The following is a 13,531-nucleotide window of genomic DNA, read 5'->3' as shown; positions in this document are numbered from 1 at the left end:
TAGGGCTCGTGGCCGGGCGTCAGCGCAAGCAGCCGCCGCTCCTACTCCTCCAGGCTCCGCTCCAGGAAAGCGAGCATGCGGGTCCAGGAGTCGGCGGCGGCTTCCGCGTTGTAGGTGTATTTGTTGGCGTCGTTGAAGAAGGCGTGGCCGGCGCCGGGGTACACCACCGCTTCGAAGTCCACCCCGGCTGCCCGCATCCGTGATGTCAGCCCGGGCAGCTCCTCCATGAGGGCTGCATCCTGCTGCCCGTAAAAGGCCAGGACGGGGCAATTGATCGCGCGCAGCTCTGCGTCCTTGAATTCGGCGTGCCCGTAGAAGGGGACGGCGGCGCGCAGCCGGGGTTCGGCAACGGCCAACGAGAACGTGTACGTCCCGCCCAGGCAGAAGCCCGTTGCGGCGACGCGGCCGGTCAGTCCGGCCACGCCTTCCAGGTGGTCGAAACACACGTGCAGCGCAGCGACGGCGTGCTTGGCGTACTCAGGGGAACGGATGGGCGCCATGTGCTTGCGCAGGCGCGGCTGGGCGTTGCTGCGTTGTTGGGGATCAAAGGCGGCCTCCTGCAGTTCGCCGCTGAGATCCGGCACACCCCCGGCTCCGGACAGCAGGTCCGGGGCGACCGCCAGGTAGCCTTCCGCAGCAAAACGGTCTGCCACGTCCCTGGTGTGCCCCACCAGGCCCCACACTTCGTGAACCACCACCAGCCCGCCCTTGGGCGTCCCGGCCGGTTCACTGACGTACGCCTGGACCGAGGTTTCGGCGTTGCCAAGAGTCATCATGTTTCCCATGGGCCCAGCATGGCACCCTCCCCCGGGCGCTTCCTAGGGGCCCCGGCCCCTTCCCAGGGATGGGGCTACGCCTTCTGCTGCCGCCAGAACACGGAGATCCCGAACGTCAGGGCGCAGAGCACCAGCATGGCCAGCACCATTCGCATCCAACTCTCCTGGTGCACCCCGCCGGCGGCGAACACGCCGATCATCACCGTGGCGGTAATCGCGCCCACGTAGCGGCAGGTCTGGTAGATGCCGGCAGCGACGCCGCGGTCCTGGGGCCGGGTGGATAGGAACATGCCCTGGTTGGAGGCGATGCTCACGGTGCCGTAGGGCACGCCCATCAGCGCGGTCAGGACCACCACGAACGGGATCGCCAGTGTCCCGGTCAGCAGCCACATCAGCGCCGCCACCACGGTCAAAAGGACGACGCCGGCCAGCAGCACCCGCCGAACCCCGAACCTTCCCATCGCGGAGACGGCCCACGGGGTGGCGATCACGGACATGCCCGCCAGCGGCAGCATCAGCAGGCCCACGACGCCGGGATCGTAGCCGCCGGCTTCCTGCAGCAGCTGGGGCAGTCCGAAGAAGACAAAGTAGTAGACGCTGCTGAACACGGCGAAGGCGAGGTAAATCAGCATCAAAGGCCGGTTCCGTCCCAGCAGCCGCAGGTCCAGGAACGGCTTGGCAAAGCGCAACTCCCGCCAGGCAAACAGCGCCGCGAGGACGGTTCCGGCGGCCAGCATCAGCCAGCGGTAGTCCGGCGCGACGTTCAGTGCGGCCATCATGACCAGCAGCAGGGCACCGATGAAGCCAGCGATGCCGGGAACGTCGGAGTCCCGCACCAGCTCTGCCACGCTGCCGTGCTCCCGGACCTTGTCGGGTGGCGCGGCCTTCCGCACAATCAGCAGCGCTGCCAGTGCCAGCGGAACGTTGATGAGGAACAGCGATTCCCAGCCCACGAAGCCCACCAGCAGGCCGCCGACGACCGGACCCACCGCAGCTGCGGACGTGTTGGCCATTTGCAGCCGGCCAAGCGGACGTGCCGTATCAACCTTTGCCTCGTGCGCCAGCGCCCCCACCATCACCACGGCGCTGGGATAGGCCGTGGCGGTGCCCAGCGCCATGACCGCCCGCGCGACGCAGAGCAGCGCGAAGTTCGGGGCCAGCGGAGCCAGGGCACACGTGATAGCCACCAGCGCCATGCCCAGCATGAACATCCGGCGCGGGCCGAACCGGTCTGCCAGCCTGCCCATGACCGGCTGGCCGGCGGCGGAGGCCAGGTAGAAGGAGGTAATAACCCAGGTAACGGCAGCAACGTCGAGCCCGAAGTCCGCGCGCAGCACCACCAGGGCGACAGCGATCATGGACGAATTGAGCGGGTTCAGTGCCGTACCCAGGCTGAGGCCGGCGACGGCCAGGGCAGTCCGGGGTTTGTTGCTCACGGTAACAGTCTGGCCCACAGCGCCCGCCGGGGACGACTCGGCGGCCTCCCGGCGCGGTGTGGCGTTCGCTACTTGCCGGCCAGGCCCACCGGGAACAGCGCGTCCTCCACCGCCCGGGTCAGGTCGCGGATGACCTCCGCCTGGTCCTCATCCGCCACGCCGTCCGGGTTCTCCGTGTAGATCACCAGCGCGAATGTGGACCCGCCGTAACTGAGCAGGGCTGCGTCATGCAGTTCGCCGGACACCTCCCCGTACTTGTGGTGGACGTCCACTCCCGCCCGTGAACCAGCGGGAATGAGGTCTTCGTCATTGGTGTCCTGCATGTAGCTCAGCAACTGGTCCGTGTTGTCCTTGTCCAGCAGCTCCCCCGCGTACAGCTTCTTCAGGATCAACGCCATGTCCGCGGCGGTGAGGAGGTTTTGTTCGGGGTCATACGTGACACCGATGGAGTCCGCGTAGGCGATCAGCTGCGGGTAACCCACGGCGTCCATCAGCAGCAGCCAGGAATCGTTGTTGCTGTCATTGACCATGGCCTTGAGCTGGAAAGCGGCGTCGTAGTCGCCCATGGGTGCGTCCAGGCTGGCCTGCCCTTCCTCCACCAGGTGGTAAAAGGCGGCGGCGGTCAGGATCTTCGCCGTGCTGGCTGCCGTGAAGGTGCTTTGATCCCCGAATGTCCGTTCTGCGCCGCCGGACACGTCGGCGAGCGCCAGCCCGATCCTGTATTCGTCCGCTTCACTGAGGATGTTGTCCACGCTGTCCTGCAACGAGGGCGGGGCTGCCGCCACCGGCGCCGCGGGCACGGCCGGCGGGGTGGGGAGCACTGCACCCGACCGCGGTTCCGACCGGACCACCGCCAGGGTGATGGTGCCGACGATCACCAGGACCACGATGAGCGCCAGGATCAGCAGCCGTCGGTTGCCCTGGGCCTTGCTGGAACCGGGCTTGCCGGGACCGGGTTTGCGCGGTGCGGGCGGCGGAGCATCGCGGCCTGGTGTGGGCACCAAGGGGTGCTCGGACATACAAGGGCTCCTGTCCCGCCTCGATAAATACAAACAACGTCAGCGCGGCCATGAGCGCGCTGACGTTGCCGATTAAATCACCGGAGGTTGGGAGCTTCCTGAAGGCCTGCAGGTGTTCCGCGCCACCTTGCTGAGACCCAGAGGAATCCTCAGCGACGGGCGAAATCGATGTCGACGCGCCAGTTACTCTGCGCGCACCAAATTGTGGGTGCGCGGGGGAAGATGCGCGTCGCTTGCGGCTTTGCGCGTCGAAATCCGGCTATCCGCGGGTGCGGGCAGCGAGCGCTGTCTCCAGGAACTCCAGGTGCGGCGGGGTAACTGCAGCCACGCTGCCCAGGTATTCAGGGTGCTTGGCCAGGAACTTCTTGATGAACGGGCACACGGGAACGACGGCGATGCCCGACTCCACGGTGCTGTCCAGGGCAGCCGTGGCCAGGCGGCCGGCCAGTCCCTGCCCGCCGTATTCCTCGTTGACCACCGTGTGGTAGAAAATCCGCTGCGGCGACTCCCCGCCGTCGTACTCCTTGTACGCCGCCTTGCCAATGACGTTGCCGGCGTCCAGGAGCTCGAAGCGCTCGCGCTCGGGGCTGTGGCGGATGGTGATGTCGCTCAAGGGAACTCCTTTGTTTGCGGGTGGTGCTGCCCGTGCAAAGCCTAACCCTGCACGGGCAGCGCCTATTTCCGCAAGCGGTGGTTCCCTGAAGGCACTACCGCCGGATCAGCTCAAGTAGCCGTTCGGATTGAGGACGTACTTGGTGGCTGCGCCGGCGTCGAACTCTGCGTAGCCCCTGGGTGCATCCTCCAGCGGGATCGCCTTCGCGTTGACGTTCTTGGCGATGTTGACCTTGTCATTCAGGATGGCCATCATCAGCTGACGGTTGTACTTCATCACCGGGCACTGGCCCGTGGTGAAGCTCAGCGACTTCGCCCAGCCGGTGCCGAGGCTCAGGCTCAGGGAGCCCTTCTTGGCTGCCTCGTCGATGCCGCCCGGATCGCCCGTGACGTACAGGCCGGGAATGCCCAGCGCACCGCCCGCCGCCGTGATGTCCATCAGGGTGTTCAGCACGGTTGCAGGTGCTTCCTGCGCGCCCTTGCCATGGCCGCGGGCTTCGAAGCCCACCGCGTCAACGGCGCAGTCGACTTCCGGCACGCCCAGGATCTGCTCGATCTGGTCCTTCGGCTCGCCCTGGGTGAGGTCCACGGTTTCGCAGCCGAAGCTGCGCGCCTGTGCCAGCCGGCCCTCGTTCATGTCGCCCACAATCACGACGGCGGCGCCCAGCAGGTGTGCGCTGGTGGCCGCTGCGAGGCCCACTGGACCAGCGCCGGCGATGTACACGGTGGAGCCAACGCCCACCCCGGCCGTGGTTGCGCCATGGAACCCGGTGGGGAAGATGTCCGAGAGCATGGCCAGGTCCATGATTTTCTCCATGGCACGGTCCTTGTCCGGGAACTTCAGCAGGTTCCAGTCCGCGTAGGGCACCAGGACGTAGTTGGCCTGGCCGCCCACCCAGCCGCCCATGTCCACGTAGCCGTAGGCGCTGCCCGGGCGGTCCGGGTTCACGTTCAGGCAGATACCGGTTTTGCGTTCCTTGCAGTTCCGGCAGCGGCCGCAGGCGATGTTGAACGGCACCGAGCAGAGGTCGCCCACCTTGATGAACTCGACGTCCCGGCCCACTTCCACCACTTCGCCAGTGATTTCATGGCCGAGCACCAGATTCGGCGGGGCCGTGGTGCGGCCGCGGACCATGTGCTGGTCCGAGCCGCAGATGTTGGTGGCCACCGTCTTCAGGATCACCCCGTGGTTCACCGGGCGTCCCACGTTCGCGGGGTTGACCCCTGGCCCGTCCTTGAGCTCGAACGTTGGGTAGTCAATGTCGATTACTTCTACCTTGCCCGCTTCTTTGTAGGCAACGGCTTTGTTCCCTGTCATCTATCACTCCTATAGTCAGGCGTCCGGTGGGACGGCCATGATCTGGGTAGGTGGGACACCCCTCGGGGAAACAGCCCTGGCCCGTTGGTGCTTACTGATCTTTGGCGTGGTCAGATACCGGTTCCCGGGTGGGGATTCGCCCAGTCTAGGCACGGCCCCCTAACCGGTCTAGGGGTAGGAAGCCTCTTGTTTACCGGAGTATTCACAGGGGAAGTGCCTATAGTGGCCTTCGCTGCACCAACCGGCCTCCAAGAACGCCGGCTGGCCGGTTCCCAAGCAAGTTCCACCTTGAGGAGAACGGCATGAAAACACGCACCATTGGACAACTGACAGTTTCCGCCCTGGGCCTTGGCTGCATGGGCATGAGCGAGTTCTACGGCGACGGCGACGAGCAGGAATCGATCGCCACCATCCACGAGTTCCTGGACGCCGGCGGGTCGCTGCTGGACACCGCCGACATGTACGGCCCCTTCACCAACGAAAAGCTGGTGGGCCGTGCCATCGCCGGGCGCCGCGAAAGTGTTGTGCTGGCCACCAAATTCGGCAATGAGCGCCGCGAGGACGGCTCGTGGGTGGGCATCAACGGCCGCCCCGAATACGTCCGGGCAGCATGCGATGCCAGCCTCCAGCGGCTGGGGGTGGACCACATCGACCTCTACTACCAGCACCGGGTGGACAAGACCGTTCCCATCGAGGACACGGTGGGCGCCATGGCGGAACTGGTCCAGGCCGGAAAGGTCCGGCACCTGGGCTTGTCCGAAGCGTCGGCAGAGACCATCCGCCGGGCCCACGCGGTGCACCCCATCACGGCACTGCAAACCGAGTATTCACTGTGGGAGCGTGAGCCGGAGACCAAGGTCTTTCCCGTGCTCGCGGAGCTCGGCATCGGTTTCGTCCCCTACAGCCCGTTGGGCCGCGGCTTCCTCACGGGGCAGATCCGCAGCGTGGATGACTTTGCCGAGGACGACTTCCGCAAACACTCCCCGCGCTTCCAGGGCGAAAACTTCACCCGCAACCTGGAGCTGGTGGACCGGGTCAAGGAGCTGGCCGACCGGAAGGGCTGTACACCGGGCCAGCTTGCGCTCGCCTGGCTGCTGGCGCAGGGCGAGCACGTGGTCCCGATCCCCGGCACGAAGAAACGGGAACGGTTGCGCGAAAACCTTGGCGCCGTGGACGTCGAACTTGGTGTGGAGGACCTCCAGTTGCTGGACCAACTGGCGCCCGCAGGGGCAACGGCCGGTGCCCGCTACCCGAACATGTCCACCATCGACACGTAACCATCCAGGACCCCGCTGCTGGCGGCCCGGACCCGCATCCCCGTTGAAGGCCGGCAACGGTTATGCGGATCCGGGCCGGCCACACTGGAAGGGCGCCACTGGCGGGAATTTACGACGGCGGGGCGGGGCTGGCGTAGGGTGGTTGCTACGGCTGAAGCAAGCGGCCGCTCTCTCTTCTTGCCTGCGGAGCCCGTTTCATGTCCGACAAACCTGCCCTCCGGGCCCTTGCTGAATCAGCCTTCTCCCTCCCCCACCTCCGGGACGGCCAATTGACCGGCATGGCCGCCCTCGTGGACGGCCGCGATGTCCTGGCTGTGATGCCCACCGGCTACGGGAAATCCGCCATCTACCAGGTCGCGGCACTGCACCTGCACCAGCAGACCGGACGTCCCGCCGTCGTGGTTTCACCGCTGATTGCCCTACAGGAAGACCAGCTGGACGGGCTGTCCCAGGACCTGGGCACCGATGCGGCAGTGGCAATCAACTCCTCGCACAGCGACGCCGACGTCGAAGCTTCGTGGAACGCCGTTGAGGACGGCAAGGCCGTGTTCGTGTTCCTTGCCCCGGAGCAGCTGGCTAAGCAATCAACTGTGGACCGTATCAAGGCCCTGGACATTTCGCTGTTCGTGGTGGACGAAGCACATTGTGTTTCGTCCTGGGGCCATGACTTCCGCCCGGACTACCTTGCCCTGGGCAATGTCCGCGAGCAACTGGGTAACCCGCCCGTGGCAGCCCTGACCGCCACGGCTTCCCCGCCGGTGCGGGACGAGATCGTGGAGAGGCTGGGGATGAAGGACCCGCTGGTCCTGGTCCGCGGCTTCGACAGGCCCAACATCCGCCTTGACGTTGTCCGGCACCACGAGGACAAGGGCAAGCGCAAAGCGGTGCTGGAGCAGGTTGCGGACCTGGCCAGGAAAGGACAGGGGCTCCTTTACGCCGCCACCCGCAAGGACACGGAGAAGTACGCCGCCAAGCTGGCCAAGGAGGGGCTCCGCGCCGAGGCCTACCACGCGGGCCGTTCGGCCGGGGACCGCGAACACATCCACGAGCTGTTCCTGGACGACAAGCTGGACGTGGTGGTGGCCACCACTGCCTTCGGGATGGGTATCGACAAACCGAACGTCCGCTTTGTGGTCCACGCCGACATCCCGGAATCGCTGGATTCCTACTACCAGGAGATCGGCCGGGCAGGCAGGGACGGCGAGCCTGCCTCCGCCGTCCTGCACTACCGCTCTGAGGACCTGGGGCTGCGCAAATTCTTCGGCACCCACTCCCCCGACCCCGACTCCCTCCTCGCGGTGCTGAAGGCACTCAAGGCTGCGCACGCCGCCACGCCAAAGTCCTCCCTCGCGGAGCTGACGGGGTTCAAGCCCCGCCGCGTCACGGGCCTGGTGAACCAGCTGGAGGAGATCGGTGCGGTGGCTGTTGGCAAGCGCGGCGTCCGGCTGACGTCCAAAGCCAAGCTGCCCACCTTGGTAAGTGACGCCGTCGAACTCGCCGAAGCCCGCCAGCGGGTGGACCAGTCCCGCCTCACCATGATGCGCGCGTACGCGGAGACGGACGGCTGCCGCCGGCAGTTCCTGCTGGGCTACTTCGGCGAGGACCTGCCCGAGCCCTGCGGCAACTGTGACGGCTGCGCTGCCGCTGCCGCCGCTCCCGTTGACGCAGCGAAGGAAGGCAAGCCGGACAAGAAGCAGGCGAACAAGAAGGCCGGCAGGAAACAGCAGGGTGCAGCGTCCGACGGCGGCGCACCGGCTTCCGGTGCCGGCGATGAGCCGTTCCCGCTCCAGTCAGCAGTGGTCCACAAGGAATGGGGGCCAGGCCTGGTCATGCGGCACGAGGACGATGTGATCACCGTGCTCTTCGAGCAGGAAGGGTACAAGACCCTGTCCCGGTCCGCCGTCGTGGAAAACCAACTCCTGAAGCCCGCTTAGGTAGGCTGGGGGGACCCTCCAACGAAAGGCCCCCCGCGTGGAAGTACCTGCGTTTGCCTGGACCCTGACCATTGCGGGAATCGTGGGGCTGCTGGCCTTCGACTTCTTCTTCCACGTCCGGAAGGCCCACACCCCCACTATCAAGGAATCGGCCACCTGGTCGGCGATCTATGTGGGAATTGCCGTGCTGTTCGGGCTGGGGGTACTGCTGTTTGGCGGCCCCGACATGGGCACCGAGTACTTTGCCGGCTATGTCACGGAGAAGGCGTTGTCCGTGGACAACCTCTTCGTTTTCCTCATCATCATGGCCAGCTTCAAAGTACCGCGGGCCGACCAGCAAAAGGTGCTGCTGTTCGGCATTGTGTTCTCCCTGATCGCGCGCACGGCGTTCATCTTCCTGGGTGCGGCACTGATCAACAGCTTCGCCTGGGTGTTCTACATCTTCGGGCTCATCCTGCTGGTAACTGCGGGCAACCTGCTCAAGCCGGACAGCCACGACGACGACGACTCCGAAGGCCTGGTGGTCCGGCTCGCCCGGAAGTTCCTGCCGGCGTCGCAGCACTACGACGGCGACAAGCTCTTCACTGTGGAGAACGGCAAGCGGGTCCTGACTCCGATGCTCTTGGTGATGGTGGCCATCGGCGGCACGGACATCCTGTTCGCCCTGGACTCCATTCCGGCGATCTTCGGCCTCACCCAGAACGTGTTCGTCGTCTTCACCGCCACTGCGTTCTCGCTGATGGGCCTGCGCCAACTGTTCTTCCTGATCGACGGCCTGCTGGACCGGCTGATCTTCCTCTCCTACGGGCTGGCGGTCATCCTCGGCTTTATTGGCGTGAAGCTCATCCTGCACGCCCTGCACGAAAACACCCTCCCGTTCATCAACGACGGCGAACACGTCAACGTGGTGGAAGTCAGCACCGGAGTCTCCCTGGGCGTCATCCTGGGTGTCCTGGTGGTGACCATCCTCGCGTCCATCTTCAGCCCCAAGGGCAAGGCCAAGAACGCCGTGTCCGGGGCCAGGCGGCACGCCACCGAATACCTGGACCTCAATTACGAAACAGACATGGCCGAACGCGACAAGATCTTCGCCAGGATGTGCCGGGAGGAGACCCAGATCCGCAAGCTCCCGGAAAAGTACAAGCGCCTGGTCCGCAACGAGACCGAGTTCATGGACTTGATCCGCAAGGCCCACGCGGAACATGACAAGGCCCAGGTCCGGGCAGCCGCAGCTGAAAGCTGACCTGCCGGCTTTTGCCAAGACGGGCCTGGCGTTCACGCCCGGGTCCGTTGTTGTTGAGGGCCTGCCCGGTCTTTGTCAGTCCCTCTTGCTACGTTTGTTCCAGCCACGAAAACAGGGCCACGGAAACCGTCTCCGGGTCCGGCTGTCATTGGGGAGGCCCCGTGTTTCTGCTCCACGCTGCCGGTGTTGAAACTGACTCCGGTTCGCCACCGGACCTGGTCTTTTCGGCCAGTGACCTGGTGGCTGCCTCCGAGTGTGAGTACCGCACGCTCCGGATCCTGGACGAAAAGCTGGGCCGTGCCCCCAAGGCAGAGTTCGCCGTTGACGAGATGCAAAAGCGCGCGGGTGAGCTGGGCGACCGGCACGAGCAGACGGTGCTTGCCAGCCTGGTGGCGAAGTACGGCGAGTGGGACGCCAGCCGGGGCTCGGGCGTCTACTCGCTGGAGCGCGGCGAAAACCTCCGCGGCGAGCTGCAGGCAAAGCACGCGGAAACCGAACTGGCGCTCCGGTCCGGTGCGGACGTGGTGTTCCAGGCCACCTTCTTCGACGGCGAATTCCTGGGCTACGCAGACTTCCTGGTCAACGAGGCCGCCGGAACGGGAAACCCTGGGCGGTACGAGGTCTGGGACACCAAACTCGCCCGGCACGCCAAGGCAGGGGCCCTCCTTCAGCTTGCCGCGTACGGCGACCAACTCCTGGGCATGGGGCTGGAACCGTCGCCGGTGGTCACCCTCGTCCTGGGCACCCGGGTGGGCGACGACTGGCTGCGCAGCAGCCACTCACTGCCCGACCTGCTGCCGCTGTTCCGGGAGCGGCGCCGGCGCTTCCGCCAGCTCACCTCAGACCACCGCGCGGGCGATACCCCGGTGCAGTGGCAGCAGCCCGGCATCGTGCACTGCGGACGCTGCGACTACTGCGCCGAGCAGGTCAAGCTGCACAGGGACCTGCTGATGGTGGCAGGCATGTCCGTTGTCCAGCGGCGGAAACTTCACGAAGCCAACGTCAGCACCGTCGATGAACTGGCGGCCATGCCGGCCGCGGACGCAAAGAACTCCGTGGTCCGGCTCCGCGCCCAGGCCCGGATGCAGCTGGGCCTGGATGAGCCGGCGGGGTCCCGCACCTACGTTAAGGATGGTGAACCGCACACGGTCTCCTACACCGTTCTTCAGGAGAATGTGATCGGGTCCCTTCCGACACCAAGCGCCGGCGACATCTTCTTCGACTTCGAAGGCGATCCGCTGTGGCAGGATCCTGCCACCGGCGCCTGGGGCATCGAGTACCTCTTTGGCGTCATCGAGGCCCCGGTAGCGGGGGCTGAAGACCATCCAGTGTTCCGTCCGTTTTGGGCGCACTCCCGCTCCGGCGAACGCCGCGCCTTCCTCGACTTCCTGGAGTATGTGGAGAAACGCCGCGCCACCTACCCGGACATGCACGTGTACCACTACGCCCCGTACGAAAAGACTGCGCTAAGGAACCTTTCCCTCGCCCACCAGGCCGGCGAGGAGACGGTGGATGACTGGCTGCGGCAGGGGCTGCTGGTGGACCTCTACGCCACGGTGCGGCATTCCATCCGGATCTCGGAGGCGTCGTATTCCATCAAGAAGCTTGAGCCGCTTTACATGGGAGACAACCTGCGCTCGGGGGACGTCAAGGACGCTGGAGCCTCGGTGGTTGCCTACGCCGCCTATTGCGCCGCCCGTGAAGAAGGGCGCCAGGACGATGCGGCCGCCATCCTGGCTTCCATCTCCGAGTACAACCAGTACGACTGCCTCTCCACACTGCGGCTGCGGGACTGGCTGCTCCAGCTGGGAGAGGAAGCCGGTGCTGCTTCCCTGAAGCGCGGCCGGACGGCAGGAGCGGTGGATAAAGGCGGGCTTGGTGCAGGCGCCAGTGGTCCCGAAGCCGGTCCGGCCGAACTAGCGGGCATTGCCGGTAATGCGGAGGGTGACGCTACGCCGGTTGAGGAGACACCGGAGGAGGGCAAGCTGCGTGCATACCTGGCTGCCCTGCCGGACAATCGCCCCTGGACTAATGACGAACGTGCCATTGCCATGGTGGCCGCCGCCACGGGGTACCACCGGCGCGAACGCAAGCAGTTCTGGTGGCAGCACTTCGACCGGGTCGAGGCACCGATGGATAACTGGTCCGACCAACGGAACGTCTTCGTGGTTGATTCTGCCGAAGTCGTTTCGGACTGGGCCCTGGCAAAGCCAAGGGAACGGATGCGCACCCGGCTTCTGAAGCTGCGCGGCACCATGACCGAGGGCTCTGATTTCCGCGCCGACTCCAACTGGTGCCGGCTGTACGACCCGCCGGGGCCCGACGGAATGCTTGCCCCCGATGCGCTTCCCGGCACCAGGGCCTACACCTTCGGAACCAGGATCCATGAGCTGGAGGCCGCGCCCGACAATCCCGGGCACGCCCTGATCACCATCGCCGAGCGTGAGACCGGAAAAGTTGCTGCCTACGCGCACCTTCCAGTGGCCCTCACCGAGGACAAACCCATCGCCACGGACAACATCGAGGCCGCCATCGCGGAAATTGCGCGCGCCGTCGGCTCCTCAGTCCCGTCCCTCCCCGCGCAGCCGGGACTGGATATCCTGCGCAAGCTCCCGCCGCGGTTCCGCTCCCTCAAGGGACCGGCCGACGTACTGCATGGCAGTGATGGTGCGGCCGATTACGCGGGGGCCATTACTGAATCCCTGCGGGACCTGGACAACTCCTACCTGGCGGTACAGGGGCCGCCGGGGACGGGCAAGACCTTCGTCGGGGCCCATGTGATCGGCAGGCTCATCGCTGAAGGCTGGAAGATCGGCGTCGTTGCCCAGTCCCACAACGTCGTGGAAAACCTTCTGTGCCGCTCCATCGAGACCGGCGGAGTGGATCCTCACGTGGTGGCCAAGAAACTGGTGTCCCCCCACGATGTTCCCTGGACGCTCACCTCCGAAGGCGACGTAGCCCGCCTGCTGTCGTCACCTGGCGGATGTTTGGTGGGTGGCACCGCATGGACCATGACCGGCAAGGAGGTCCCCGCCGGCTCGCTCGATCTCCTGGTCATTGATGAGGCCGGCCAGTTCTCGTTGGCCAACACACTTGCGGTCAGCCGCGCGGGTAATCGACTGCTCCTGCTGGGTGACCCCCAGCAGCTCCCGCAGGTTTCCCAAGGAGCCCACCCCGAACCCGTGGATGAGTCCGCCCTCGGCTGGCTCGCCGCCGGGCACGCCACCCTTCCCGCGGCCCTGGGCTACTTCCTCGCCGACAGCTGGCGCATGCACCCGGAGCTGTGCCGCGCCGTGTCCATCCTCAGCTACGAGGGAAAGCTGAAGTCGGCTCCGGCCGCGGCCCACCGCGAACTGGAGGGGATGGCACCGGGGGTGGAGACCGTCTTCGTCAACCACACCGGCAACACCACGGCGTCCAAGGAAGAGGCCGACGAAGTGGTGCGGCAGGTCCAACGCCATCTCGGCCTCAAGTGGACTGCCGGTGCCGGCAGCGAGGCCCGCCCCCTGGAGCAGCAGAACCTGCTTGTGGTGGCCGCTTACAACGCCCAGGTTCACCTAATCCGAAGGCACCTGGCAGAGGCCGCACTGCCGGAGGTTCGGGTGGGCACCGTGGACAAGTTCCAGGGTCAAGAGGCACCCGTGGTGTTGGTTTCGATGGCCTGCTCGGCGGTGGCCGAGGCACCTCGGGGCGCAGAATTCCTGCTGAACCGGAACCGCATGAACGTGGCTGTATCCCGTGGCCAGTGGCGGGCAGTCATCGTCCGGTCCCCGGAGCTCACCAGCTACATGCCGCACAAGCCTGCGGCCGTGGAGGAGCTGGGAGCGTTCATCGGCCTGAGCCCGCGGGAATAGCCATCGGAGTCCTATGGGCCCATCGACGAGCGCTCGGCAAGGGCACGGAATTGGCGGGACCA

At 65.9% G+C, this 13,531-nt stretch carries 9 protein-coding genes; 4 read left to right on the top strand and 5 right to left on the bottom strand.

The genetic code is table 11. The annotated features are described in order from the left end of the window. Positions 1-41: 41 nt before the first annotated feature. The 5 genes from LFT44_RS04290 to fdhA all read right to left on the bottom strand — a co-directional run bounded on the left by LFT44_RS04290 (position 42) and on the right by fdhA (position 5,161). Positions 42-785, bottom strand: coding sequence for a dienelactone hydrolase family protein (locus LFT44_RS04290; RefSeq protein ID WP_236801273.1), 744 nt, complete (start codon positions 783-785; stop codon positions 42-44). Between the two features lie 65 nt (positions 786-850). Then, positions 851-2,212, bottom strand: coding sequence for an MFS transporter (locus tag LFT44_RS04285; protein ID WP_236801272.1), 1,362 nt, complete (start codon positions 2,210-2,212; stop codon positions 851-853). A 68-nt stretch (positions 2,213-2,280) separates the two neighbouring features. Then, positions 2,281-3,231: a serine hydrolase gene (locus tag LFT44_RS04280; protein WP_236801271.1), complete on the bottom strand. Its 951-nt coding sequence runs from the start codon at positions 3,229-3,231 to the stop codon at positions 2,281-2,283. 259 nt (positions 3,232-3,490) lie between these two features. Further along, entirely contained in the window at positions 3,491-3,844 is a 354-nt protein-coding gene (locus LFT44_RS04275; protein WP_236801270.1) for a GNAT family N-acetyltransferase, read from the bottom strand. Between the two features lie 105 nt (positions 3,845-3,949). Next, positions 3,950-5,161: a formaldehyde dehydrogenase, glutathione-independent gene (gene fdhA, locus LFT44_RS04270; RefSeq protein ID WP_236801269.1), complete on the bottom strand. Its 1,212-nt coding sequence runs from the start codon at positions 5,159-5,161 to the stop codon at positions 3,950-3,952. A 302-nt stretch (positions 5,162-5,463) separates the two neighbouring features. Between fdhA and LFT44_RS04265 the strand changes: the two genes are divergently transcribed. The 4 genes from LFT44_RS04265 to LFT44_RS04250 all read left to right on the top strand — a co-directional run bounded on the left by LFT44_RS04265 (position 5,464) and on the right by LFT44_RS04250 (position 13,469). Beyond that, positions 5,464-6,438, top strand: coding sequence for an aldo/keto reductase (locus tag LFT44_RS04265; protein ID WP_236801268.1), 975 nt, complete (start codon positions 5,464-5,466; stop codon positions 6,436-6,438). 197 nt (positions 6,439-6,635) lie between these two features. Next, on the top strand, positions 6,636-8,372 hold the full coding sequence (locus LFT44_RS04260; RefSeq protein WP_236801267.1) for a RecQ family ATP-dependent DNA helicase: 1,737 nt from the start codon (positions 6,636-6,638) through the stop codon (positions 8,370-8,372). Between the two features lie 37 nt (positions 8,373-8,409). Then, complete coding sequence (locus LFT44_RS04255; RefSeq protein WP_236801266.1) at positions 8,410-9,615, top strand: TerC family protein; 1,206 nt, start codon at positions 8,410-8,412, stop codon at positions 9,613-9,615. Positions 9,616-9,776: 161 nt separating this feature from the next. Continuing rightward, positions 9,777-13,469, top strand: a complete 3,693-nt coding sequence (locus tag LFT44_RS04250) for a TM0106 family RecB-like putative nuclease (protein WP_236801265.1) — start codon at positions 9,777-9,779, stop codon at positions 13,467-13,469. Positions 13,470-13,531 lie beyond the last annotated feature (62 nt).

It is taken from the genome of Arthrobacter sp. FW306-05-C (assembly GCF_021801725.1).
GTDB lineage: Bacteria > Actinomycetota > Actinomycetes > Actinomycetales > Micrococcaceae > Arthrobacter.
This window is presented reverse-complemented; position numbering and strand designations above follow the sequence as displayed.

Coding starts and splice junctions, on each gene's coding strand:
- LFT44_RS04290 (WP_236801273.1), bottom strand. CDS start 785: ATGGGAAACATGATGACTCTTGGCAACGCCGAAACCTCGGTCCAGGCG.
- LFT44_RS04280 (WP_236801271.1), bottom strand. CDS start 3,231: ATGTCCGAGCACCCCTTGGTGCCCACACCAGGCCGCGATGCTCCGCCG.
- fdhA (WP_236801269.1), bottom strand. CDS start 5,161: ATGACAGGGAACAAAGCCGTTGCCTACAAAGAAGCGGGCAAGGTAGAA.
- LFT44_RS04265 (WP_236801268.1), top strand. CDS start 5,464: ATGAAAACACGCACCATTGGACAACTGACAGTTTCCGCCCTGGGCCTT.
- LFT44_RS04260 (WP_236801267.1), top strand. CDS start 6,636: ATGTCCGACAAACCTGCCCTCCGGGCCCTTGCTGAATCAGCCTTCTCC.